Origin of the sequence: Amycolatopsis rubida (genome assembly GCF_900115345.1) — a bacterium.
Taxonomy (GTDB): Bacteria; Actinomycetota; Actinomycetes; order Mycobacteriales; family Pseudonocardiaceae; genus Amycolatopsis; species Amycolatopsis rubida.
The window spans coordinates 175,303-198,796 of sequence record NZ_FOWC01000009.1 but is presented as its reverse complement, the minus strand read 5'-3'; the positions used below and the strand labels follow the sequence as shown (position 1 = coordinate 198,796).

27 protein-coding genes are annotated in these 23,494 nt (G+C 69.4%); 13 read left to right on the top strand and 14 right to left on the bottom strand.

Translation table 11 applies throughout. The features are described 5' to 3' along the window. The first annotated feature begins 5 nt into the window (after positions 1-5). Positions 6-425, top strand: coding sequence for a large-conductance mechanosensitive channel protein MscL (gene mscL, locus BM362_RS30430; RefSeq protein WP_067575466.1), 420 nt, complete (start codon positions 6-8; stop codon positions 423-425). 4 nt (positions 426-429) lie between these two features. On the opposite strand, the gene BM362_RS47715 is transcribed toward mscL, so the two are convergent. Both BM362_RS47715 and BM362_RS30425 read right to left on the bottom strand, forming a co-directional pair. Further along, complete coding sequence (locus tag BM362_RS47715) at positions 430-603, bottom strand: hypothetical protein (RefSeq protein ID WP_167545491.1); 174 nt, start codon at positions 601-603, stop codon at positions 430-432. Positions 604-667: 64 nt separating this feature from the next. Continuing rightward, complete coding sequence (locus BM362_RS30425; RefSeq protein WP_009083558.1) at positions 668-1,168, bottom strand: MogA/MoaB family molybdenum cofactor biosynthesis protein; 501 nt, start codon at positions 1,166-1,168, stop codon at positions 668-670. Between the two features lie 123 nt (positions 1,169-1,291). On the opposite strand from BM362_RS30425, the gene BM362_RS30420 reads away from it, so the two are divergent. Further along, on the top strand, positions 1,292-2,350 hold the full coding sequence (locus BM362_RS30420; protein WP_067575464.1) for an NAD-dependent epimerase/dehydratase family protein: 1,059 nt from the start codon (positions 1,292-1,294) through the stop codon (positions 2,348-2,350). Between the two features lie 56 nt (positions 2,351-2,406). After that, complete coding sequence (locus BM362_RS30415) at positions 2,407-3,255, top strand: MBL fold metallo-hydrolase (protein ID WP_244287339.1); 849 nt, start codon at positions 2,407-2,409, stop codon at positions 3,253-3,255. Between the two features lie 18 nt (positions 3,256-3,273). Here the strand turns inward: BM362_RS30415 and BM362_RS30410 are convergent, their stop codons facing one another. Genes BM362_RS30410 through BM362_RS30400 form a run of 3 tightly spaced genes read right to left on the bottom strand, consistent with a single transcriptional unit; the run spans position 3,274 to position 6,433 of the window. Beyond that, the gene (locus BM362_RS30410) at positions 3,274-4,323 is read right to left on the bottom strand and encodes a sensor histidine kinase (protein ID WP_067575462.1); all 1,050 of its coding nucleotides are present in this window, start codon (positions 4,321-4,323) and stop codon (positions 3,274-3,276) included. Then, positions 4,320-5,021: a response regulator transcription factor gene (locus BM362_RS30405; protein ID WP_093575439.1), complete on the bottom strand. Its 702-nt coding sequence runs from the start codon at positions 5,019-5,021 to the stop codon at positions 4,320-4,322. Before BM362_RS30405 ends, BM362_RS30410 begins: the two co-directional genes overlap by 4 nt. Before the next feature lie 8 nt (positions 5,022-5,029). Beyond that, positions 5,030-6,433: a hypothetical protein gene (locus tag BM362_RS30400; protein ID WP_093575438.1), complete on the bottom strand. Its 1,404-nt coding sequence runs from the start codon at positions 6,431-6,433 to the stop codon at positions 5,030-5,032. 159 nt (positions 6,434-6,592) lie between these two features. Here BM362_RS30400 and BM362_RS30395 point away from each other — a divergent pair, with 159 nt between their 5' ends. From BM362_RS30395 to BM362_RS30375, 5 genes are read left to right on the top strand one after another with little or no spacing between them, the layout of a single operon-like run. Further along, the gene (locus BM362_RS30395) at positions 6,593-7,237 is read left to right on the top strand and encodes a glycosyltransferase family 2 protein (protein WP_067576498.1); all 645 of its coding nucleotides are present in this window, start codon (positions 6,593-6,595) and stop codon (positions 7,235-7,237) included. Next, positions 7,234-7,905, top strand: coding sequence for a TIGR04282 family arsenosugar biosynthesis glycosyltransferase (locus tag BM362_RS30390; protein ID WP_093575437.1), 672 nt, complete (start codon positions 7,234-7,236; stop codon positions 7,903-7,905). Before BM362_RS30395 ends, BM362_RS30390 begins: the two co-directional genes overlap by 4 nt. Further along, entirely contained in the window at positions 7,902-8,531 is a 630-nt protein-coding gene (locus BM362_RS30385; protein WP_093575436.1) for a class I SAM-dependent methyltransferase, read from the top strand. Before BM362_RS30390 ends, BM362_RS30385 begins: the two co-directional genes overlap by 4 nt. A 59-nt stretch (positions 8,532-8,590) precedes the next feature. Beyond that, positions 8,591-9,739, top strand: coding sequence for a molybdopterin-dependent oxidoreductase (locus tag BM362_RS30380; RefSeq protein WP_093575558.1), 1,149 nt, complete (start codon positions 8,591-8,593; stop codon positions 9,737-9,739). Next, positions 9,736-10,188 carry a hypothetical protein gene (locus BM362_RS30375; RefSeq protein ID WP_067575452.1) on the top strand — a complete coding sequence of 151 codons (453 nt, stop codon included), beginning with the start codon at positions 9,736-9,738 and terminating at the stop codon, positions 10,186-10,188. Before BM362_RS30380 ends, BM362_RS30375 begins: the two co-directional genes overlap by 4 nt. Positions 10,189-10,480: 292 nt before the next feature. On the opposite strand, the gene BM362_RS30370 is transcribed toward BM362_RS30375, so the two are convergent. The 7 genes from BM362_RS30370 to BM362_RS30340 all read right to left on the bottom strand — a co-directional run bounded on the left by BM362_RS30370 (position 10,481) and on the right by BM362_RS30340 (position 17,783). Further along, positions 10,481-12,094 carry a S1C family serine protease gene (locus BM362_RS30370; RefSeq protein ID WP_093575435.1) on the bottom strand — a complete coding sequence of 538 codons (1,614 nt, stop codon included), beginning with the start codon at positions 12,092-12,094 and terminating at the stop codon, positions 10,481-10,483. Positions 12,095-12,173: 79 nt separating this feature from the next. Then, the gene (gene galT, locus BM362_RS30365) at positions 12,174-13,244 is read right to left on the bottom strand and encodes a galactose-1-phosphate uridylyltransferase (RefSeq protein ID WP_067575448.1); all 1,071 of its coding nucleotides are present in this window, start codon (positions 13,242-13,244) and stop codon (positions 12,174-12,176) included. After that, positions 13,241-14,041, bottom strand: coding sequence for a DeoR/GlpR family DNA-binding transcription regulator (locus tag BM362_RS30360; protein WP_093575557.1), 801 nt, complete (start codon positions 14,039-14,041; stop codon positions 13,241-13,243). The genes galT and BM362_RS30360 overlap by 4 nt, the downstream gene beginning before the upstream one ends. Positions 14,042-14,160: 119 nt before the next feature. Further along, complete coding sequence (locus BM362_RS30355; protein ID WP_093575434.1) at positions 14,161-15,600, bottom strand: sensor histidine kinase; 1,440 nt, start codon at positions 15,598-15,600, stop codon at positions 14,161-14,163. After that, on the bottom strand, positions 15,597-16,289 hold the full coding sequence (locus BM362_RS30350; protein ID WP_037811118.1) for a response regulator transcription factor: 693 nt from the start codon (positions 16,287-16,289) through the stop codon (positions 15,597-15,599). Before BM362_RS30350 ends, BM362_RS30355 begins: the two co-directional genes overlap by 4 nt. 210 nt (positions 16,290-16,499) lie before the next feature. Continuing rightward, positions 16,500-17,120: a trimeric intracellular cation channel family protein gene (locus BM362_RS30345; protein WP_093575433.1), complete on the bottom strand. Its 621-nt coding sequence runs from the start codon at positions 17,118-17,120 to the stop codon at positions 16,500-16,502. Between the two features lie 9 nt (positions 17,121-17,129). Continuing rightward, entirely contained in the window at positions 17,130-17,783 is a 654-nt protein-coding gene (locus BM362_RS30340; RefSeq protein ID WP_009083595.1) for a response regulator, read from the bottom strand. Between the two features lie 476 nt (positions 17,784-18,259). Between BM362_RS30340 and BM362_RS30335 the strand changes: the two genes are divergently transcribed. After that, positions 18,260-18,616 (top strand): hypothetical protein, encoded by a 357-nt coding sequence (locus tag BM362_RS30335; RefSeq protein WP_093575432.1) that lies wholly within the window; start codon positions 18,260-18,262, stop codon positions 18,614-18,616. A gap of 291 nt (positions 18,617-18,907) precedes the next feature. Beyond that, positions 18,908-19,330 (top strand): MFS transporter, encoded by a 423-nt coding sequence (locus BM362_RS30330; protein WP_093575431.1) that lies wholly within the window; start codon positions 18,908-18,910, stop codon positions 19,328-19,330. On the opposite strand, the gene BM362_RS30325 is transcribed toward BM362_RS30330, so the two are convergent. Further along, complete coding sequence (locus tag BM362_RS30325; RefSeq protein ID WP_067575438.1) at positions 19,296-19,907, bottom strand: TetR/AcrR family transcriptional regulator; 612 nt, start codon at positions 19,905-19,907, stop codon at positions 19,296-19,298. The two genes, BM362_RS30330 and BM362_RS30325, sit on opposite strands and share 35 nt — an antisense overlap. A 69-nt stretch (positions 19,908-19,976) precedes the next feature. Between BM362_RS30325 and BM362_RS30320 the strand changes: the two genes are divergently transcribed. Next, positions 19,977-20,894: an alpha/beta hydrolase gene (locus BM362_RS30320; protein ID WP_067575436.1), complete on the top strand. Its 918-nt coding sequence runs from the start codon at positions 19,977-19,979 to the stop codon at positions 20,892-20,894. 242 nt (positions 20,895-21,136) lie between these two features. Continuing rightward, positions 21,137-21,316 (top strand): hypothetical protein, encoded by a 180-nt coding sequence (locus tag BM362_RS47000; protein ID WP_143132513.1) that lies wholly within the window; start codon positions 21,137-21,139, stop codon positions 21,314-21,316. Positions 21,317-21,378: 62 nt separating this feature from the next. Here the strand turns inward: BM362_RS47000 and BM362_RS30315 are convergent, their stop codons facing one another. Beyond that, on the bottom strand, positions 21,379-22,824 hold the full coding sequence (locus tag BM362_RS30315; RefSeq protein WP_093575556.1) for a carboxylesterase/lipase family protein: 1,446 nt from the start codon (positions 22,822-22,824) through the stop codon (positions 21,379-21,381). 69 nt (positions 22,825-22,893) lie between these two features. On the opposite strand from BM362_RS30315, the gene BM362_RS30310 reads away from it, so the two are divergent. Beyond that, positions 22,894-23,478, top strand: a complete 585-nt coding sequence (locus BM362_RS30310) for a TetR/AcrR family transcriptional regulator (protein WP_067575434.1) — start codon at positions 22,894-22,896, stop codon at positions 23,476-23,478. Positions 23,479-23,494: the final 16 nt, after the last annotated feature.

Genomic DNA, 23,494 nt, shown 5'->3' with positions numbered 1-23,494 from the left:
CAGCAGTGCTGAAAGGTTTCAAGGACTTTCTGATGCGCGGCAACGTCGTCGACCTCGCTGTCGCCGTCGTGATCGGCGCCGCGTTCACCGCGATCGTCACGGCGTTCACCAACGGCCTGATCAAGCCGCTGATCAGCGCGATCGGTGGTTCCGACGCGGCGCAGGGGCTCGGTTTCCGGATCCTCAAGGAAAACGGCGCGACCTTCATGGACTTCGGCGGCGTGATCAACGCGGCGATCAACTTCGTGATCGTCGCCGCGATCGTCTACTTCCTGGTCGTGCTGCCGGTGAAGCACCTGCAGGAGCGGCGGAAGCGCGGCCAGGAGCCCGGCCCCGCCGAGCCCACCGACGTCGAGCTGCTCATCGAAATCCGCGACCTGCTGCGCGCGCAGCAGGGCAACGGCCCCTCCAGCCGCGGCAACTGAGGGTTCACTGATCGTGATGCGGGGGCCGGTTCTCGAGATACCACGAATCCGGAGTGGTCTCCGGGCTCCGGCCCCGCTCATCGGACGTGGTCTCCGGCAGGACGTCGCCGAAGATCTCGTCGACCCGGCGGCGGCGCTGGGCCTCGTCTACGCGGGGGCGTCGTTCCTCGTGCGGCATGGGTCCATCGTCCCACCTGTTGTTTGACAAGTGCAGAGAGACATCCGCCGCGAAACGGCCGGGCTCAGACCTCTTCGAGGCCGGAAAGCTCGTCGATCACATGCGGCACCAGCGAGGAGAGGGTCGCCATGCCGTCGCGTACAGCCGCACGTGAGCCGGCCAGGTTGACCACCAGCGTGCTGCCCGAAACTCCGGCCAGGCCGCGGGAGATCCCGGCGTCGACCGCGCCCGCGGCCAGTCCGGAGGCGCGCAGGGCCTCGCCGATGCCCGGGATCGGGCGATCGAGCACCCCGGCGGTCGCGTCCGGCGTGCGGTCGCGCGGCGACACTCCGGTGCCGCCGACCGTGATCACCAGGTCCGCCCCGCCGATCACCGCCGTGTTGAGTGCGTTGCGGATGCCCGCGGTCTCGGCCTCGACCACCACGACGCCGTCGACGATGAATCCGGCCTCCTCAAGCAGCTCGGTGACGAGCGGCCCGGAGGTGTCCTCGTGCTCCCCGTGCGCGACCCGGTCGTCCACAATCACCACGAGTGCCCGGCCCAGCCGCTGTGCGCTCCGTTCCATGCCGACACCGTATCCGGTTCCGGGCTCGCTTCGCCGCCACGGGCCCGGTGATTTCTGACGATTCGGTGACGTGGTCCGCGCAGGCCGCGCGCGTCCTGGGGCAAGCGGCCTAGCGTCGGCGAGGTGCGAGTGCTCATCACCGGCGGCGCCGGGTTCATCGGGTCCCGGATCGCTGATCAACTGGCCGACGACGGCGACGAGGTCGTCGTGCTGGACAACCTGCTGTCCACCGCGCACGGCTCCACCACGCCGCCCGAATACACCCAGCGGCACCGCTTCCTCCGCGGTGACGTCACCGATACCGAGATCGTCGCCGAGCTGCTCGACGGTGCCGACGCGGTCTGTCACCAGGCCGCGGTGGTCGGGCACGGCGTCGATCCCTCCGACGCGCCCTCGTATGCGCTGAACAACGACTACGGCACTGCCGTGCTGCTGGCCGCGATGCATGCGGCGAAAGTGCGCAAGCTCGTGCTCGCCTCGTCGATGGTGGTCTACGGCGAGGGGCGTTACGCGTGTGCGGAGCACGGTGTCGTTCCGCCGTCGCCTCGCCAGCAGTCCGATGTGGACGCCGGACGATTCGAGCCCGCCTGCCCGCACTGCGGTACCGAGTTGGGCTGGCAACTCGTGCCCGAAAACGCCCCGCTGTTGCCTCGAAGCACGTACGCGGCAACAAAACTGGCGCAGGAACACCTCGCGGGCGCATGGGCTCGGCAGACCGGCGGCACGGTCTGGGCGTTGCGCTACCACAACGTCTACGGCCCCCGGATGCCCCAGAACACGCCGTACGCCGGCGTGGCGTCACTGTTCCGTTCGGCATTGGAGCGAGGCGAAGCGCCGACCGTGCTGGAGGACGGGCAGCAGCAGCGGGATTTCGTACACGTGGACGACGTGGCCCGAGCCAATGTCCTCGCGCTCCGGAACGACGGTCCGGAGGCAGACCTCACGCCGCTGAACATCTGTTCCGGACGGCCGCACAGCGTCGGCGACCTGGCCCGGGAACTGGCCCTTGCCTGCGCAGGGCCGGAGCCGCGGATCGTCGGCGGTGCGCGGCCCGCTGACGTCCGGCACGTGGTCGCCGACCCGGCCCGAGCACGGGAGCTGCTCGGGTTCCAGGCGGAAACGTCCTTCTCGGAAGGCATCGCCGCGTTCGCCACTGCGGAGCTGCGCGCCTCCGTCACCTGATGAGGTGAAGATCACGTTCCGGAATGAATCGGCCGTGCCGGATCTTGATGCTGGGCATGCGTTCCATCGTGGTGGGGGACATCGAAATCCACGCGCTGAGCGACGGACGGCTGCAGTTGCCGTCGTCGTTCTTCCCGGGACTTCGGGGCAAGCGCTCGGCGCCGAGCACCGTGCCCGTGGTCATCGGCGCATTCCTGATCCGGACAGGCGACCGCACCGTGCTGGTCGACACCGGCTTCGGACCGCGTGCGTCCGGCGAGCCGCATCTGCCGCAGCACTCCAAAGAGCAATTGCACCCGGTGGTCGGCGCCGCCGAGCCAGAACACACCGGAGGCTTGCCCGCGGCGCTCGCTGAAGCCGGGGTTGCCCGTGAAGACATCGACACCGTCGTGCTGACTCATCTGCACGCCGACCACATCGGCTGGGTCGCGCCGAACGGCGCGCCGTACTTCCCGAATGCCGAAGTGCGGTACGGCGCGCCCGACTGGGCAGCATTCATCGAACCGGCGGGGCGGCACGACCGCGGCCGCGTAGCGCTGGAAGCCCTTCGCGCCCAGGGCAAACTGCGTCCGCTGTCGGACGGCGAAGTGGTCGCTCCCGGCGTCACCGTCCGGCATGCGCCGGGGCACACGCCAGGGCATCACGTGCTGGAAGCCGCAGATCAGGACCGTCGCGTCGTCCTGCTCGGCGACGTCTTCCAGATTCCGGAGCAGATGGCTGATCCGGCGATCGGCGGGGCGTCCGACTTCGATCCCGGGCAGGCGGAGCTGACCCGCCGCCGCTGGCTCGGCGAGGTGGCCGGCACCGGCACGATCGTCGCGGCAGCGCATTTCCCGGAGGAGCCGTTCTTCCGGATCGCGGCGGACCGCACCGTGGAGCCGGTCTCGGCGGTTGCCGCTTCTTGACTGTCCACAATAGACATATCAGGAGACCGCCAACGGCAACCGCACCTCGAAGCGGCATCCTGGGCCGTGGTTCCGCACGCCGATCCGTCCCCGGTGTGCCTCCACCAGGCCCTTCGCGATCGCCAGGCCCAGCCCGCCACCGCTGGTGGTGCCGCTGCGGTCAGGGGTGCGGGCTTGGGTGCCGCGGAAGGCGACGTCGAAGACCCGGCTGATCTCGTCGTCCGGAATCCCGCCGCAGCCGTCGTCCACGGCCAGCAGCGCCTGGTCGCCGTCGATGCCGATCTGCACGGCGACCGTACCGTCCGGCGGAGTGTGCCGGATGGCATTGGACACGAGGTTCCGCACGATCCGCGCCAGCTCCGGATCGCTGCCGGACACCACCGGCCACGCCGAGGCGTTTTCCAGTACCCGCACGCGTTTGCGGTCAGCCACCGGTGCCTGTGCGGCGACCGCGTCGCTCACCACGTCGCGCAGCGGCACGGCCGACATGCTCAGTTCGAGCGCTCCCGCGGTGATCCGGGACAGCTCGAACAAGTCCCCCACCATGCCGGACAGCCGGGTGGTCTCGCCGCTGATGCGCTGGGCGTAATCAGCCACCTCGGCGCGCTCCGAAACCACGCCGTCGGCCAGCGCCTCCGCCATCGCCTGGATCCCGGCGAGCGGGCTGCGAAGGTCGTGGCTGATCCACGCGACCAGTTCGCGACGCGACGCCTCCGCCGCGCGTTCGCGTTCTCGCGCCTCGCGTTCCCACACACTGCGCCGCGCGATGACCCGGCCCAGCACCATCGCCGCGGGCACCGCCACCAGTGCCACGAGCAGGCACACCAGCAGTTCAGTGGTCAGGGCCTCAGTGAACATGAAGCCGCTCACGCCGAGGATCCCGATCAGCATCGCGGCGATCGGAGTCAGCACGAGCGTGGTCATCGTGGTGACCAGCGACCGGTGCCGCAGCAGGTAAAGCGCGAGTCCGCCCAGCGCTGCCACCGGCAAGGCGAACAGCAAGGCGAGCGGCAGGATGCGCAGAACGTGGACGAACATGTCCCACGCCGTCTCGCCCGAGCCGATCACGGCTGCGTCCGGTCGTAGCGGTAGCCGACGCCCCACACCGTCGCGACGCGGACCGGTTTGGCCGGGTCACGTTCGATTTTCTCGCGCAACCGGCGCACGTGGACAGTCACCGTGGACTGGTCGCCGAAGTCCCAGCCCCATACCTTTTCCAGCAGGTCAGCCCGGCTGAACGCGGTGCCGGGATGGGAGAGGAAGAACGCGAGGAGATCGAACTCGCGCGTGGTCAGCGGCAGCACCGCGCGGTCGAGCGTCGCCTGGCGGGCGGTCATCTGGAGCCGGAGGTCGCCGTCGGTCAGTTCAGCCGTGGGCGGCTCGGGCCGCGGCATCCGGGCCCGCCGCAGCACGGATGCCACGCGCAGGGTCAGTTCCTTGGGGCTGAACGGTTTGGTGACGTAATCGTCGGCCCCCAGCTGCAGTCCGGCGATCCGGTTTTCCTCCTCGCCGAGCGCGGTGAGCATGACGATCGGCACCTGGCTCGTCTGCCGCAGCCGACGGCACACCTCCAGCCCGTTCAGTCCGGGCATCATCACGTCGAGCACCACCAGGTCCGGCACGCGCTCGGCGAACTGGGCGAGCGCCGCCGTGCCGTCGCCAGCCAGGTCGACGGTGAAACCGGCGGTTTCGAGGTAGCGACGGACGACGTCGCGCACGGTCTCGTCGTCGTCCACCACGAGCACGCGGCCCGCTTGGTCCTCCATGCCTCACCTCACCAGTTCGTCAGCAGCAGGTGGTTGACCGCGAGCGCGACAACCGCCTGCCCGGCCAGCCACCAGCGGCGGTGGCCCGCCGGAAGCAGCGCCGTGGCCGGGATCAGCCACGCGCCGAACGGTAGCCAGATCCGTTCTACCTCAGCCTTCGACAGGCCGGACGAATCGGCGAACACGATCGTGAGCACGGCCGCCACCACGACCAGGAGCACCGGATCGCGCAGGATCGTCCGGCGAGAAGGCAGAAAGACCGCCGAAGCCACCCCTCGGCGGGCGGCCGCGACCACTGCCGGTCCGCAGGCGACCGCCACCGCGGCGAGGTCGGCCCACACCCAGTAGGAATACGGCCGCACCAGCGCGACGCCCTGGTAGTAGCGCTCGACCACGAGGTGGTAGCCGTCCACCCACCAGAAACCGGCGAGCGCGAACACGGCGACCACTGCCAATGCGCCAAGGACAGCGACAACCGCGGCCCGCCACTGCCTGCCGAGCACGGCAACGGCCAGCGCGATCAGGCCGAGCAGGACGAGGCCGTAGGAGAGGAAGATCCCGAAGCCGATGAGAATCCCGGCTGCCAACGCCGTGGGCCAGGCGTAACCACGGTGCTCTCGGAAGCCCACCGACGCGAGGGCGAGCAACCCGATACCGGTCGCAGTCACGCCAGCGAAGAGGCCGTCCGCGGACACGCCCAACCACACCGCGCCTGGGCTGAGCACGGCGAACGGAAGCGCCGCGCGGGCGGCGTCGGGACGGCCGAGCAGGGCGATCGTCGCCGGCACCGCGACCGCGACCAACGCGGCCACCAGCACCACGGCGGTCGATGCCCAGGCACCGCCGCGGAGACCGAGACGGTCGAGCCAGACGAAGACGAGGGTCGCGCCGGGCGGGTGGCCGGACACGTGAGTGGTCCACGAGTTCGGCTGGAAATCGAGGATGCGCGAGGAGAACTCGCGGAGGAACCGCGGGATGTCGGTGATGCCGGGGACTTCGTGCAGGTACTCCTGCGGAGTGGTGAGCCGGCCGGTGAAGCCGCGCGTCCAGCCGTCCACCATGGCGAGCGAGAAGATCCAGGCGAGGGAAGCCAGGTAGCCCGCGGCCAGGGCGCGCCGCCATCGCAGCCGGGCGGCCAGGGCCGGGCCGTGCAGGACGACACCGGCGGCGATCAGGACGGCGAACGCCGAGCCGGGGCCGACGTGCGGCAGCCAATGCGCGAACAACGGCGGCGCGAACGCGTAGATCACCACGTCCGAGCCTGGCCGGTTGTAGTACACGCCAACTGCGGTCGCGGCGGCGATCACCATGAGAGTGACGCCGACCGTCACGAGATCGGCGCGGAACCGGGGACGGACGGGAACCGGGGGCGACGGCTCGGCGAGCCGGGCAGCCTTCGTCGACTCGCTCATCGCCGGTCACGATAACCCCGCGCGCGGCCGTCCGGCAGGTTTTCGGCGGATCTGTGAGAAGTTGGTAAGATCTTGGCGAACGTCAGGATTTGGTAAGCACAGCAAGGGTTCTGCACTGTCCTTTCCAGACTTACCGTACGCCTCGTGAACGAATTCGGAGTGGACGTCGTCCTCCCCTGCCTCGACGAGGCGGCCGCACTGCCCGGCGTGCTCGCCAGCCTGCCGCCGGGATACCGCGCGATCGTCGTGGACAACGGGTCGCGCGACGGTTCCCCCGGCGTCGCGGCCGCGCATGGCGCGAAAGTCGTCGACGAGCCGCGGCGCGGTTACGGTGCCGCCGTCCATACCGGGTTGGAGAGCACTACCGCCGACATCGTCTGTTTCGCGGATGCCGACGGGTCGCTCGACCTGGCCGAGTTGCCGCGTCTGGTCGCCGCGGTCATGGATGGCGCTGACCTCGCAGTCGGGCGACGGGTGCCGGTTTCCCGGGCGGCTTGGCCGTGGCACGCAAGAGCAGGCAATGCCGTCCTCTCCTTGCTCCTGCGGTCCCGAGGACTGCCAGTGCGGGACATCGCGCCGCTGCGGGCGGTGCGTCGCCGGGAGCTGCTGGCTCTCGGCGTCGCAGACCGGGCGTTCGGCTATCCCCTTGAGCTGTTGGTGAAGGCTCAGCGCGCGGGCTGGGCGGTCCAGGAGTTCGACGTTGCGTACCGGGAACGGGCGCAGGGCACGAAATCGAAGGTGTCCGGTTCGGTGCGCGGCACATTGCGAGCGGTGCGGGACTTCGGGCGGGTGTTGGCCCGATGACATTCTGCCTGCTTGTGGTCGCGAAAGCCCCGGTGCCGGGGTTCGCGAAAACTCGGTTGTGCCCTCCTGCGACGCCAGAACAGGCCGCGGGGATCGCTGCCTCCGCGCTGCTGGACACGCTGGACGCCGCGTTCGCCACTGACGACGCGAACACTGTGGTGGCGATGACGGGCGACCTCGCGGAGGCAGCGCGGGGCGCCGAAATCGGCCGAGCATTGCGGAAGGCGACCGTGATCGCCCAGCGGGGCTGGGATTTCGGTACCCGCCTGGCCAACGCGCACTCCGACACTGCCGCGGTGCATGCCGGGCTGCCCGTACTGCAGATCGGCATGGACACGCCGCAGGTCTCTCCCGTTTTGCTGGCTTCGGCGATCAACCCGGTCGTCGACGGGGCCAGCCGCGCAGTGCTGGGCAGCGCGGAAGACGGCGGCTGGTGGGGGCTTGGGCTGGCTGATCCGCGGCAGGCGCAAGTGCTCGCCGGAGTTCCGATGTCGCGTCCAGACACCGGGTCCCGCACCCGAGCGGCATTGGAAGGAACAGGTCTCCGTGTTGGCGAGCTGCCGACACTGTCCGATGTGGACACGATGGCGGACGCGCTGCGGGTGGCCGCGATCCGGCCGGACAGCAGGTTCGCGACCGCGGTCGACGCAGTGGGAGCGGTCGCATGAAACTCGCGACCGGCCGGGAATTCGATCGCGGGCTGCTTGGCCATCACTGCTGGCTGGAGCTCGCGAACGGCGACCGGATCGAACTTCCGGTCGGTCGTTGGGCGGACGGTTGCGGCGCGGGTGACGCCGTACTGCTGGACGCGTGCGCGGGTCCGACGCTCGACGTCGGCTGCGGACCCGGTCGGCTTACTGCTACTTTGGCGCGTCGAGGCGTGGTGGCTCTCGGCGTGGACAGTTCGCCGGTCGCGGTGCGGCTTACTCGACGGCGCGGGGCAAGCGCGTTGCAGCGCAACGTTTTCGCTCGCCTGCCTGGCGAGGGACGATGGAATCACGTGCTGCTGGCTGACGGCAACATCGGGATCGGCGGCGATCCCGATGCGCTGCTGCGGCGAGTACACGAGTTGCTCACGCCAGATGGCGATGTGCTCGTGGAACTTGAGGAACCGGGCCAGGGGGTGCGCCGGGACCACGTCCGCCTGCGGCCGGATCCCGCTGGCGGACGGTGGTTCACCTGGGCTTGGGTCGGAGCCGACGCGATTGCGGAAATCGCGGTGCGGACTGGCTTTCGAGTGGTGTGGACGACCAGCCGCGGTCGTCGCTGGTTCGCGAAGCTGGCACGCGCGTGAACCGGCTGGCAGCCGCGTGGCGCGGGCTCGATGCTCGGGTTACCTCGGTACAGGCCAAGATCGGTGAACGGGCCCGTGCCGTCGATCGCCGGGTCCCGAAGGCGGAGCAGTTCAAGGGCGGCGCGCATGGCGAGCGCGCGACGGCCCGGGTCGGCAGCCTGCTCGGGCTCGCGTTCCTGATCTGCTTCGTCACCGGACTGCTGAGCCATGTGATCCAGCATCCGCCAGAGTGGTTCTTCTGGCCGAGCCGGCCGGTTTGGCTGTACCGGGTGACGCAGGGTGCGCACGTGCTGTCCGGGATCGCGGCGATTCCGTTGCTGCTGGCCAAACTGTGGAGCGTCTATCCGAAGCTGTTCGAGCGGCCGCTGTTGCGCTCAGTGCCGCACGCGGTGGAGAGGCTGTCGATCCTCGTCCTCTCCGGCGCGGCCTTCTTCGAACTGAGTTCGGGACTGCTGAACGTTGCGCAGAACTACCCGTGGAATTTCTACTTTCCGCAGGTGCACTACGCGGTGGCGTGGGTCGCGATCGGGTCGATCTTCGTGCATGTCGCGGTGAAACTCCCGGTGCTCCGGCGGGCGCTGACCCGGGAACGTGCCCCCGCCCAGCCGCCTGGCCCCGGGTTGTCGCGCCGGGGATTCCTGACCACCACCGGAATCGCGACCGGGGTCGCCGTGCTGGCTACCGCGGGCGCGACCGTTCCCGCGCTGCGGAACGTCTCCGGGTTGTCCTGGCGATCGGACAAGGGCACGCAGAAGCTGCCGGTCAACCGCACGGCCGCGGCAGCGCAGGTCACGCGGACCGCGCAGGACCCTGGCTGGCAGCTGTCCGTGGTGACTCCGGCGCGGACCCGGCAGTTCACGCTGGCCGAGTTGCGGGCGTTGCCGCAGACCACTGTGGACCTGCCGATCGCGTGCGTCGAAGGGTGGAGCCAGATGGCGACCTGGCGCGGCGTCTCGTTCCCGGACCTGCTGCGCGCGAACGGCAGCTCACCCGGCGTGGACGTGCGTGTGTCGTCGCTGGAGAAGACCGGCCTGTACGGCGTCAGCGTGCTGCCTGGCGAGCACACGGCCGACCCGCTCACGTTGCTGGCGCTGGAGCTGAACGGCGAGGTGCTGAACCTCGACCATGGTTATCCATGCCGCGTGATCGCGCCCAGCCGGCCGGGCGTGCTGCAGACGAAGTGGGTCGAGAAGCTGGAGGTGCGGTGAAGACCGCGCGAATTCTGCTGGCGCTGCCCGGATTAGCGGCGTTGGCGTACGGGATCGTGCTGTTCCTCGACTACGCGGCACCAGCGTGGCCGGACAGCTTCACGACGTTGCTGTGGATCGGCGGCGGTCCGATCGTCAACGACGCGGTATTCGCTCCGATCGCGGGCGTGGCCGGCCTGCTGCTCGCTCGGGTCCTGCCGCAGCCGTGGCGGGGGCCGATGCAGGTCGGCGCGGTGTTGACCGCGGTGCTGGGTTTCGTGGCGTTCCCGCTGCTGTGGCGCGCTTATGGCGTGCCGCCGGAGCCTGGCCTGCACGACGGGAACACGTGGCTGGGGCTGCTGGCGACGCTCGCCGTGGTGTGGAGTGCCGTCCTGGTCGTATCGGTCGTCCGGATTGTCGGGGTCCGGCGTCGTGCGGCGCGGAAAGTTCGGTCGCACGCACGTAGTTGACCTGGGTTTTCTTCCGGTACCGGAATTTTCCCGCGGATTAGGCGTTTGGGAGAACTGGCGCGTGGGCACCTCACCGCACGCGGAGAGGCTCTCCGTGCCGAGTCGGAGGCGGCACGGAGAGCCTCTTCGTGTTTTCGTGTGCGAGCCGGTTTTCGGGCGCTGGGCATGAAAAACGGCCACGCGCGACCGGCTCTTGTGCTCCGGTCGCGCGCGGCCTGCAAAGGTTCGGCCCCAGCGCGGATAGGGGGTCGAGCCGTGGCTGGTCTCGGCCGCGCCTCGGCGGCCGAGCGAACTAGTTGGCCGGTACCGCCTGCCCGCCCAGGGTGACCTGCACCGTGCGTCCGCCGGCGAGGGTGAAGGTCGTCTGGTCGTTCGGGGCGCGCGTGCGGATCGCGGCGACAAGCGTGTTGGCGCTGTCGATGACGCGGTCGTCGATCTTGGTCACCACGTCGCCGGACTTCAGGCCCGCCTTCTCCGCCGGGCTGCCCGGTGTGATGTCGCCGAGCTGGGCACCGCCCTGGGGTGCGTCGGTGACCTTCGCGCCGATGAACGTCTGGGTCGCGTGGCCGGTCTTGATGATGTCCTGCGCGGTACGGCGCGCCTGGTCGATCGGGATGGCGAAGCCGATGCCGACGTTGCCGCCCTCGCCGCCGCTGCCCTGGCCGCGGCCCGAATTCGGGCTGTAGATGGCCGAGTTGATGCCGATGACCTGGCCGCTCATGTTCGACAGCGGGCCGCCCGAGTTGCCGGGGTTGATCGCGGCGTCGGTCTGGATCGCGTCCATCACCGTGGTCTGGTCGGTTTCGTCCCCGCCTGCCTGCACCGGGCGGTGCAGCGAGCTGACGATGCCCGAGGTGACCGTGCCGGTCAGCTCGTACGGCGAGCCGATGGCCACCACCTGCTGCCCCACCCGCAGGTCGTCGGAGCGGCCCAGCTCGACCGGCGTGAGGTTGCTGACGCCGGACACCTTGACCACGGCGATGTCCGTGGTCGGGTCCCGGCCGACGACCTTCGCCGCGGCCTTCTTGCCGTCCTGGAACACGGCCTGGATCTGGCCGCCGTTCGCGGCGACCTGGACGACGTGGTTGTTGGTGAGGATGTAGCCGTCGCTGCTGAGCACGAAGCCGGAACCCTCGCCAGCCGCGGTCCGGCCGGACACCTGCAGCTCGACCACGCTCGGCGACAGCTTCTGCGCCACCGATTCGACCGAGCCTGCGGGCACGTTGCCGGTTTGCTGCGCGGGTTTCGGCGCGTCGAGCGCGCTCACCGACGAACCGGACCCGCCGGTCAGGTACCCGACGGTACCGCCCGCCACGCCGCCGATCACGAGCGAGATAGCGGCGACGCTCGCGAGGAGCTTGCCCGCCGAACCCTTCTTCTCGCGCTGCGCGGGGACGCCGTACACCGAGGTTCCCGGCGGCGGGCCGTAGGGATTGGCCGGGGCTCCGGCGGGGGGAGTGTGCGTCCCGCCGGGGTACTGGCTGCCGTACGGCTGGCCCGCTGTCGACTGCTGAGCGCTGGGGATCGGCCCGGTCTGGGGCGCGCCAGCGTGCGGCGCGGCCGCACCTTGGGCCGACCACGGATTCGGCGTGCCTCCAGCCGGAGCAGCAGTCCCATACGTCGGGGCAGCACCGTACTGCCCCGCAGGCGCTCCGTACGCGCCGGAAGCGTCGCCGCTCGCTGTGCCGGTGCCGGACGTCCCTGCCGAGCCTTCAGCGACCGAACCGTACGCGGCAGTCGAACCAGTCGCGCTGGAAGCCGGCTGTCCCGCTTCTCCAGCGGAAGAGGGTTGGTCCGGCCGTGCCGGAGTCTGCTGCCAGGCCGCCTGGCCTTCGGCGCCCGGCTGGGCACCCGGGTCCTGGCGACCCGCCGCGGAGTCGGGCACGTGGGGGTCGTTCTCGGTCATGTCCTCACCTAAGCGGCTGGGCCTGAGAGGTTCCTGAGTCGAACCTGTGTTTCGTAGATGAGTATGCCGCGAGTTCCGGTCAGCCTGCCGAACGAAGCCGTTCCGCGATCTGTTCCGGGGTGGCGTCGTTGATCCAGACCGCCATGCCCGACTCGGATCCGGCCAGGTACTTCAGCTTGTCCTTGGCCCGCAGCACGGAGAACAGCTCCAGATGCAGCCACGACAGCTCCCGGTCCCGCCGCACCGGGGCCTGGTGCCAGCCCGCGATGTAGGGCAGCGGCCGGTCGTACAGCGCGTCGCACCGGCGCAGTACGTCCAGGTACACGCGGGAAAAGTCGTCGCGCTCGGCGTCGGTGAGCGACGGGAGATCCGGTGCCCGCCGGTGCGGCACGATCTGGATGTGCACCGGCCAGCGCGCGGCAGGCGGCACGAAAGCCGTCCAGTGCTCGCCGGTCGCGATCACGCGCTCGCCCGATTTCTGTTCCGCCGCCAGCACGTCGCCGAGCACCGATCGGCCGTGTTCGCGCGCGACCGCCAGCATCCGCTCGGTCTTCGGCGTGACGAACGGATAACCGTAGATCTGGCCGTGCGGATGCGAGAGCGTGACGCCGATTTCCTCGCCGCGGTTCTCGAACGGGAAGACCTGTTCCACGCCGGGCGTCTGCGCGAGCGCGGCGGTGCGATCGGCCCAGGCGTCCACCACGAGGCGCACCTGTTCCGGAGTCAGCCGGGAGAAGGCACCGTCGTGGTCGCTGGTGAAGCACACGACCTCGCAGCGGCCGAGTCCCGGCGCGGTCGGGACGAGACCCAATCCGTCCACTGTGGACGGTTCGCCGGTCGCCTGCTGCGAGAACGACGGGAACCGGTTCTCGAACACGACCACGTCGTAGTCGGCTTCGGGGATTTCGCTCGGTTTGCCCGGCCGGGTCGGGCAGAGCGGGCAGAGGTCGGCCGGCGGCTTGTACGTGCGCGTCTGGCGGTGCGCCGCCATCGCGACCCACTCGCCGGTCAGCGGGTCGCGGCGGATCTCCGAGGCCGCGGCGACCGGCGGCAGGTCCCGGGTGTCGGCGGCGAGCCGTTCGTGGGCGTCGGTGTGGTCGAAATAGATGATCTCCCGGCCGTCGGCCAGGTGCCGCACAGTGCGTTTCACGCTTCTTCTGCCTCGAGGTTCTCCGCCGTTTCGGCGATCATGAGTTCTCCGACCCGCTCCGCGAGGTCTTCCCGCGCGCGGTCGTCCAGTCCGTCGTCGGTCACCACGACCTGCGCTTCTTCCAGGTCCGCGATCGTGGAAATGCCGACGGTGCCCCACTTCGTGTGGTCGGCGAGCACCACCAGCCGCCGTCCGGCCTCCACCAGCGCTCGGTCGGTTTCGCTTTCAGTGAGGTTCGGGGTGGTGAACCCGGGACCTACCGCCATTCCGTGCACGCCGAGGAACACCAGGTCGAGGTGCAGCGTCCGGAGGCTCTGCACGGCGACCGGGCCGACCAGCGCGTCCGACGGGGTGCGCACCCCGCCGGTGAGGACCACTGTGCGGTCCGGCTGTCCCGCGTTGCGCAGCACGTCGGCGACCTGGATCGAGTTGGTGACGATGGTGAGGCCCTCGATGCCGTCGAGCGCGTGCGCGAGCGTCCAGGTGGTGGTGCCCGCGGACAAGCCGATCGCGGTGCCCGGTTTGACGAGGGTGGCCGCCAGTTCCGCGATGGCTTCCTTCTGCGCGCGCTGACGCACCGATTTCGCCTCGAACCCTGGTTCGTCGGTGCTCTTGCCGACCAGCGACGTCGCGCCGCCGTAGACCTTCTCGACCAGGCCGCGGCCCGCGAGTACGTCGAGATCGCGGCGGACCGTCATATCGGAGACGCCGAGCCTCGCGACGAGGTCACTGACCCGGACCGCACCGGTCCGGCGTGCTTCCTCGAGGATCACCGCCTGTCGCTGCCGCGCGAGCACCGCCACTCCCCAAGCACACCCATCAACTGCACAAAATCCTACACGATTCAACATCAGGTGTGCGCGACGTGCAGATCAAGGGTCCCCCTGCCGGGCGACCGCCAAGCGTGGCAGACAGCTCAGGCGACGGGCACCCCCGGTAGCCGGATGGTGAGCAGCGCCCCGCCCTCCGGTGCCCGGTTGGCGTAAACCGTGCCGCCGTGCCGTTCGGCGGCGTGCTTCACGATCGCCAGCCCGAGGCCGGATCCGGGCAGGGTACGCGCCTCCGACGAGCGGTAGAAACGGTCGAACACCTTGGGCAGGTCTTCCTCGGCGATGCCGGGTCCGGAGTCCGCGACCTCGACCACCGCGGTGCCGTCGCCGAGCGGACGCAGCGTGACCCGCACCCGCGAACCCCGCGGCGAGAACTTCACCGCATTGTCCAGCAGGTTCAGCACCGCGCGTTCGAGCGAGCTGTTGTCGCCAGTGAGCACCCACGGCTGCAGCGCGACCTCGAACTCGATCTCGCCCGCCCGTCGGCGCGCCCGGTCGAGCGCGCGCTCGACCACGTCCATCAGGTCGACGCGTTCGGCCTGCTCGCGCGGTTCGTCCTGCCGCGCCAGCTCCACCAGGTCGCCGATGAGCTGGGTCAGCTCGTCGAGCTGGCCGCGGATATCTGCCTCGATGTCGGCGCGGTCGTCCTCCGGCAGCGAGGGTGCGCCCGGGCGGCTGGCCGACAGCAGCAGTTCCAGGTTGGTGCGCATCGAAGTCAGCGGGGTACGCAGCTCGTGCCCGGCGTCGGCGACCAGCTGCCGCTGCCGTTCCTGCGAGTCCGCGACCGTGCCGAGCATGATGTTGAAGCTGTGCGTGAGCCGGGCGAGTTCGTCGTCGCCGCTCACCGGGATCGGACGCAGGTCGCCGGTCGCGGCCACCCGTTCGGCAGCCGACGTCAGCCGGTCGACGGGGCGCAGTCCGGCCCGCGCGACCGCCGTACCCGCGCCCGCGGCCACCACGATCCCGGCACCGCCGACCAGGAACAGCACCACGGAAAGCTGGTTCAGCGCGCGCATCGTCGGAGCCATCGACTGAGCCAGCACGATCGCCTGCCCGTGCCCAAGCGGCACCGCGACCACGCGCATGCCAGTGGTCGCGTCGGTGCGCAACGACTGCGGAAGCACCCCGGTCGCGACGCGCATCTCGGACGGACCCACCGGCGGCCGCGTGCCCGGCTGCGGATAGATCAGGTCGCCGGTGAGGCCGTTGAGCTGGCCGATCTGCAGGTCAGCGCTAGCGAGCAAGGCTCCCGGGACCTCGCGCAACTGGTCGGTCGGCACCTGGGGCGAGTTCGCCGCGGCTTGTGCGCGGGCCAGCAGGTTGTCGTCGAGCTGGGTGAGGAGGTTGTTGCGCACCACGAGGTAGGCGCACAGGGAAACGAGGGCCACCGCACCCGCCACGCACGCGGCGGCCAGCAGCGTGACGCGGCCGCGCAGTGAGAACCGGCGGGTGCTCCACCGGGTGCCCCGCGGATCCGGGACCTCCCCCTCCGGCGCGGCGTGCGCGCCCGCCGGGTGGTCGGTCACGGCGGGGTCTCGCGCAGGACGTACCCCACTCCACGCACCGTGTGGATCAGCCTCGGTTCGTTGTCCGCTTCCGTCTTGCGGCGCAAATAGCCGACGTAGACCTCCAGCGCGTTGCCCGACGTCGGGAAGTCGTAACCCCATACTTCCTCCAGAATCCTTCCGCGGGTCAGCACGTGCTTGGGGTACGAGAGGAACAGCTCGAGCAGCGCGAACTCGGTGCGGGTGAGACTGATCTCGCGTCCGCCGCGGCGGACCTCGCGAGTGCCCGGGTCCAGCGTGAGGTCAGCGAACGACAGCACCTCCGACGTCTCGCCCTGCTGAGCGTCCGGCGCGGCGCGGCGCAGCAGCGCGCGCAACCGGGCGAGCAGCTCCTCCAGGGCGAACGGCTTGGGCAGGTAGTCGTCCGCGCCCGCGTCGAGGCCGGAGACCCGGTCGGAGACGGTGTCGCGGGCGGTCAGCACGAGAATGGGCAGGTCATCGCCGGTGCTACGGAGCCGGCGGGCCACTTCGAGCCCGTCGAGGCGCGGCATCATCACGTCGAGAACCATCGCGTCCGGACGGTTGGCGAGGATCGTCTCCAATGCCTGCGCACCATCGCTCGCGAGCTCCACGGTGTAGCCGTTGAACTCCAAAGACCGCCTGAGCGATTCACGGACGGCACGGTCGTCGTCCACTACGAGGATGCGCATGCCGTCAGTCTTACGCAGAGTGCTGAGACCCGCCTAAGAACACACGCAGAACACACAAAGAGCGTTTCCTAGGAGTGCGGCGCGTAACAGGTAACGACTCGGCCCCGGCTGGTCGGTCGCGATCTCTGAAGATCCCCGTCGACACCGGAAGCTAGGTCCGGCGTCCCGCACGGGCCGTCGGGGGAAGCACATCCACGTCCGCAGCTGACGTCATAACGAGCGCTCTTCCGGCGGCCGGGCGACCGGGGCGTTCCAGTGTCGCCAGAGCGCGAGCACGCGGATCGCGACCACGACCACCGCCGAGACGGTCGTGACCGCGCCGGCCGGGAGGTTCAGCGCGTGTCCCACCCAGACGCACACCGCGCCGGTCAGCGCGGCCATCGCGTAGATCTCCTTGCGCAGCACGAGCGGGATCTCCCGCAGCAACAGGTCGCGGACCGCGCCGCCGCCGATGCCGCTGGTCATGCCGATCAGGCACGCGGCGTACCCGGTCGCGCCCGCGTTGAGCGCCAGCGTCGTGCCGGCCGTGGCGAACACTCCGAGCCCGACCGCGTCCGCGAGCAGCACCGCGTGCCGCAGCCGGGCGACCTGCGGGTGGAAGGTGAACACGACCAGCGCCGTCACCGCGCAGACAGCCAAGTACGGCCAGTTGCGCAGGGACGTCGGCGGATGGATGCCGAGGAGCACGTCGCGGATGATGCCGCCGCCGAGCGCCGTGGTCAGGCCGACCACGACGACCCCGAACACGTCCAGCCGCGCCCGGACCGCGGCCAGCGCCCCGGACGCCGCGAACGCCACCAGCCCGAGGAACTCGAGCGCGGTCAGCAGCATGTGCTGGTTCTACTGGTCGAGAAGCCCGCCGCGGTAGGCCAGGAGCGCGGCCTGCACCCGGTTGGCCGCGCCGATCTTCGACAGCACCGCCGAGACGTAGCCCTTCACCGTCGCCTCGGACAGGTGCAGCCGCCCGCCGATCTCGGCGTTCGACAGACCCTGTCCGATCAGCGCGACGACCTCGCGTTCGCGTTCGGACAGCGAGGCCAGGAGCTTGCGCGCCGGCTGCGCGGCCCGCTGCTCGTCGCGGTGGCTCTGCACCATGCGCACGGCGACGCCCGGATCGAGGACGGCACCGCCCTTGGCCAGGTCGCGCACGGCCCGCAGCAGCGCCGCCGGGTCGATGTCCTTCAGCAGGAAGCCGTTGGCACCGAGCCGCAGCGCGAGGCTGACGTACTCGTCGATGTCGAAGGTGGTGAGCATGGCCACGGTCGGCGGATCGGGCAGCGCGAGAATGGCCCGAAGCGCGCGAATGCCGTCGTCAGGGGCGCGCATCTTGATGTCGAGCAGCGCGACGTCAGGGTGATAGCGACGGGCGACCTCGACCGCCGATCTGCCGTCGCTTGCCTCGCCCACGATCTCGATGTCCGACGCCCCGGACATCATGGCGCGCAGCCCCGACCGAACTAGTTCCTCGTCGTCGGCGAACATGAGCTTGATCAACGAAGCCCTCCGGCAGACCGTGGGTTGGAGGCGGCTCCCCGCACCCGTTACGGAAGATTACCTACTGTTGTTCACGGTTTCGAAACCAGACACGACCAGGTGACTCGACTGGTCCACCGGAGCGGCCGAGAACAGCGGTCGACCCTGTTGCTGGTCACCCACTTGAGTGACTTCTTCGGATGGGGACCGCCGAGTTGCGTAACCGATCCAGAAGAAGCGGATGTTCATCGGCCGCACACCCTCGGCTGGTTCGGAAGGCTCGCCGCCGGGAGTCCGCGCGAAAAGGCGACCGCCAGGCGTGCCGCCGCTGATACGGTCGCGGCGATGTTCCAGTTCATCGTCCTCTTCAGCTGACGGTCCCGCGACCCGCCCCTCGCAGACCCAGCACCGGCCCGGGCGAGTCTCAGCGCGCCGTTTCCGGCACAGGACCCCCGTCAGCCGCGCGCCTCGACCCGCGCTGTGCACCGGAGAACGATGTGTCAACCGAACACCTGTCCTACTGGGCCGCCCTGCGCCAACCCCACGTGGTGCGCTCTTTCCTGCCGAGCGTCCTTGGCCGGTCGTCGCTGGCGATGTCCGGGCTCGCGCTCGTGTTTCTCCTCGAATCCGGCAGCGGGTCGTTCGCCGCCGCCGGAGCCGTCACGGCCGTGCCGGGAATAGCCAACGTGGTTGCGACCCCGTGGCGAGCACGCGCCGTCGACCGGCTCGGTCAGACCGCCGTCTTGTCCGCGCTGGGCGCGGTCCACACGGTGGCGCTCGTGGTGTTCGCCGCGAATCCGGGTGCGTCGCGGACCGCTGCGCACTCGAGGATTGAGCCTGGACGCGGTCGCTGAAAAGTTGGTTTTCGCAGTCGGTCCCTTGACTTCCGCGGCCCTCACCGCTCTCGCGGATGCGTCTCGGCGGGCTTCGTCGCCACGGCAGTGGCCTTTTCGTGTGCAGTCCGCTGTCCCGGCAACAGCACGGACACCGTGCCAAGCAAACCGGGGAGGCGCCGAAACCTCTACGGTCGCCCGGATTTCTCCCGGTAGTCGTCGCCATCATGCACCGGGAATCATCCTCGGCGCGGTCGAGATCATGGCACCAGCCATACGGCCGAGGGTTCCACGGTTCTCCCGGGTGTCGTCTTGGCCTTGTTCGCAGGGGCCAGCGCGCTCGGCGGTTTGCTGTACGGCCGTCTCAATCCGCGAATGGCGGTCGAACGGCAGCTGCTCGTTCTCGGCACAGCGCTGATCGGCGTCAGCGCGACTGCTGGGCTCATCGGATCCACGCCAGCGCTCGTCGTCGGCAACGGCATAGCGGGCGGCTTCATCGCACCGCTGCTCATCGTCGGATACCTCGCGGCGGACGCTCGCACCGATCCCACCGTCCGGACCGAAGCGAGCAGCTGGATCAACACCGCGATCAACCTCGGTGCCGCCGCTGGCTCTGGCCTCCTCGGCGCGACGACGGAAACCACGGCGCCCGGCACCGCACTCGCGATCTGCGCCGCAGCCGCAGCGTTTGTCCTGCTCGTCAGCGCGCCAAGACGCCGTCGCGCAGTGCGGTGAACAGCCGGTCGAGGCGAACGCGATGGTCCTTCGCCGCCGCACGATCCGACTCGCCATCGATGCGGCAGCGGACGGTTTCCACCAGCACCGCGCTGTAGCCAGCGATAAAGAAGGCTGCGAGCAACATCCCGTCGCCGTCGAAGGCGGGGTCTTGAGTCAGCTCCTCGGCGAGGACGGACTGAAGTTCGGAGCCGATAGCTCGCGCTCGGGCGATCAGCGCGGGCGAACCGGCGACTGTCTGGAAGAACGGTACGGAATTGGCGCTGATTCCGGACAGCGGCGCGCGGTCGTCGCACAGCCGGAAACACAGGTCCTGCAAGGAGGTCAGGGCATCGACGTCCGGCGCGCGGTCGCGGACCGCCGTGCGCAGCAGGTCTACAGCGTCGGTCGCCCGATCCAGGAAGAGGTCTTCCTTTCGCGCGAAATGGTTGAAGACCGTCACGCTGGAAACCCCGGCCTCCCGCGCGACCTCGGCGACGGTGACGGCTTCGTACCCGCGCTCAACGAACAGCCGGTTCGCGACCGACAGGATCCGGGCGCGCGTCCGCGGGCCGCCGCGTTCGCTGGTTCTGGGCATCCGGAATCACTTCCTTGTGTCACTAAATTTAGTCAGCTAAGATAGTAACAGGCGGAGGGGAGCCCAGTCATGAGCGAGCGCGCGTTTCCGGCACCGTCGACGATCAGCGAGCAGGCACAGTCCTGGCTCGCCTTCGACGTCGGCGAGTTGGCCTATCCGGCAGCCGAGGACACGGATGGCTGGCTCGCGATGGCCGCCCAGGCGAATCAGTCGACGGCGCAGCGGTTTCCGTTCTCCGAACTGCCAGTGACCGTCGAGGACTTCGAGGTAGACGGAGCCGTCGGGTATGCCGCTAGGCCGCGCGGGGTCGATGACGACGCCGTCTTCCTGTGGATGCATCCCGGCGGTCTCTTGGTCGGCGGCGGGGACGCGTGTCGGGCGACAACGGTCAGGACGGCGTTGTCAACGGGCATGCTCGTGTGGGGTGTGGACTACCGGCTGCCGCCGCTGTATCCGTATCCGGCGGCGCTGAACGATGCGATGTCCGTGTACCGGCACGCGCTGCGGGAGCGTGATCCGTCACAGGTGTTCGTCGGCGGCGATTCCGCGGGAGGGAACATCGCGGCCGCGCTTTTGTTGTGCGCCAAGGACGCCGGGCTGCCCATGCCGGCCGCACTGGTGCTCAACACGCCACAGATCGACCTGACCGAATCCGGCGACACCTTCCAGACGCTGGACGGCGTCGACAACGTCCTCCGCAGCCTGGCACCGACGAACGCCCTCTACGCCGCGGGCACCGATCTGCGGGATCCGTACCTGTCCCCGATCTTCGGCGACGTTTCCGGCTTCCCGCGCACCTTCCTCCGAAGCGGCACCCGCGATCTGTTCCTCTCGAACACGGTCCGGATGCACCGGAAATTGCGCGCCGCGGGCGTGGCGGCCGAACTGCACGTGTTCGAGGCGATGCCGCACGGCGGGTTCGGCGGCGATAGCCCGGAGGACTCGGACGCGGCGGCGGAGCAGCGGCGTTTTCTCGGCCGGAGTTGAGAAAACCGTTTGCCGTCATGCCATCCCGTTCGCTATTGCTGGAGAGGATCAGGGAAGGCCGCGCAGTGACGGACGCAAGACTTGCGATCAGGGTGGGCGTCTAACCGGGCGAGGGAGCTGATCGAGCGACGCGGACCATACCGTCAAATTATCGCCGGATAGCGAACCAGCCCCGATGACAGCCGGTACCGGACCGCGTATTTCGACACATTTCCGGGACTGTGGCGGCGCGGCGAGAGGTCATGGAAGCGCTCGTCGTCGGCGTTGAGCTCGACGATGGCGGGGACTGGATGTCGTTTTTCGTCACCCTGACCGATGGGGCACGTCCCGACGAGGCGCTGCGGCAACGGATCCTCGCGGCCATCCGCCGAGCTGCCGGTGAAACGACTGTTACGCGACGAAGAGCCGGGCGGCGTGGTTGATCCTGGGAGCATTGATCAGCCGGATCTTCTTGCCTGGTATCGGCAGGTCGGCATGGCTCCGCCTATGTGGGAAGGGCAAACGGTGCCGGGGTGTGTCGCTCCCAAATCTTCCGTGAAGCTTCTTCCGGATAGGGAACGGTCTTCGACTCGGTGTCCATCACGCGGGTCAGCCGTTGCCCGGGACGATAGGCAGCCCACCCCGGATCGCCGGTGGCTGCGAAGCTGGCCCAGGCCCGCCGAAGCTCCTCGGACACCCGAAGCGTTGCGGCAGTAGGCATCTCGCCGAACACCTGGCGGCCGACCGGACTGTCCAGCGTTCCGAACGCGAGAGACACGTCGAGGCTGTGACACGCACCCAGGCCGGGGGCGGCTAAACACAGCTCGAAGAGGTACGACCGACCGCCGACCAAAGCGTTCGCTTCGGCCAGCTGCTGGCTCGGCATCCGGAAAAGGGCGTCCGAGTAGACGATCTCCATCAACTCGGACGGGCTGGCTTCCGGGTAGCCCGCGCGGTAGCCGTCTGGCGACGGGGCAAAGAGGTCGAGCGCCAGTTGCGCGTCCTCGGCAGTGAAGGTGCCGGCGCGGCCGGCCATGACAGAGAACAGCCGGAACTCGTCGCGGGTGTGGCCGAGGAGAAGGTCGACACCGTCGGAGAGAGCCGACCAGGGTGTCCGCGGCAGGGAAGTCTCGTCCAGAACAGGACAAACTCCGGCCCCGATCTGAGCCATCGGCCCCCAGCGGTCGTGGTGGCCGGACAGGCTGGCGTTGAACGCGGTGAGGCTGTCGGCCAACTCCCACGGGTCGACGTTCCGGAGGTCTTCCCCGTTCGCAAGCGCCGCGGTGACCTGCTTCGCGAGCGAGGGGAGGACGAACGCACCGGGTACGGAATGGGCGATGGCGCGCTGGAACAAGCCTTGCGCTTCGGTTGTCACGAGCAAGCACGCGACCGATCCCGCTCCCGCGGACTGACCGGCGACACACACTCGCGCGGGGTCGCCGCCGAAGTGGGAAATGTTGCGCTGCACCCATTCCAGAGCGGCGATCTGGTCGAGGAACCCGCGATTGGCCGGAGCACCGTCGATGAACGCGAACCCTTCGACGCCGACCCGGTAGTTGACGCTCACCACGACCAACCCGTCCGCGCACAGCTGGGTCGGATCGTAGGTCGGGTCGCCGCTCACCGAGATGACGTATCCGCCGCCCGGCAGCCACACCAGCACGGGCAGGCCTGCCGCTCCTGGGTCGGGCGTTGAGACGTTGAGGGTCAGCCAGTCCGTTTCGGGTGCCGACCCCACCTGAACTGGCCCGGACTGCGGAGGCAGCGGACCGAACTCGGTCGCCTGTCGCGTGCCGTCCCAGTGCGGAACCGGGACCGGCGCGGCGAACCGGAGATCGCCCACCGGCGGCTGGGCGTACGGGATTCCGCGGAACTCCGCCATCCCCGCTCGCCAGCGGCCCGCCACGGCCCCCTCGACCGTCCGGACCGCCAGCTGCGTCTTGCCGTCCATTTTCATCCCCCTCAGGTTTCAAGTCAAGTGTATTATGTCACCTGTATTGGAACGAGGGAAAGGGCAACCGTGCCGAAAAAGGTCGACCACCGCGAGCGCCGGGAAGCGATCGCGCGCGCACTGTGGCGAGTAGTGGCACAGCAAGGCTGGAACCACGCGACCATGCGCGAGGTCGCCCGCGAGGCGAACGCGTCGCTCGGCCAGGTTCAGCACTACTTCTCGACTCGGACGGCGATGCTCACATTCGCAATGGAGTTCGCCGGGGAGCAGGCCTCGCACCGGGTCGCCGAGAGCCTCGCCGACGTGACGCACCCCCGAGAAGTGCTGCGGGTGACGCTCACCGAGATGCTGCCGCTGCACCCCGACGCCCGAGCCACCAGCCGGATGAGCGCCGCGTACGTCCTCGAAGCACTGCACGACCCCGAGTTGCACGCGAAGCTGCGCGATGACCTGCGCGAGAAACGAGCACTCGTGGAACACCTGATCCGGCAGGCCGTCGCTGACGGACACATCGCCGCGGACCGGGACCCAGCCGTTGAGACGAATCTTTTCCTTGCGCTGACTGGATTAACGCCGCTGCTTGAGCTGGACGTGATCGATCCTCATGCCGCGCTCGCGGCTGTCGATCGGCACCTGGACCAGCTCTTCGCTTAGCTTGCGTCGGTCAGGC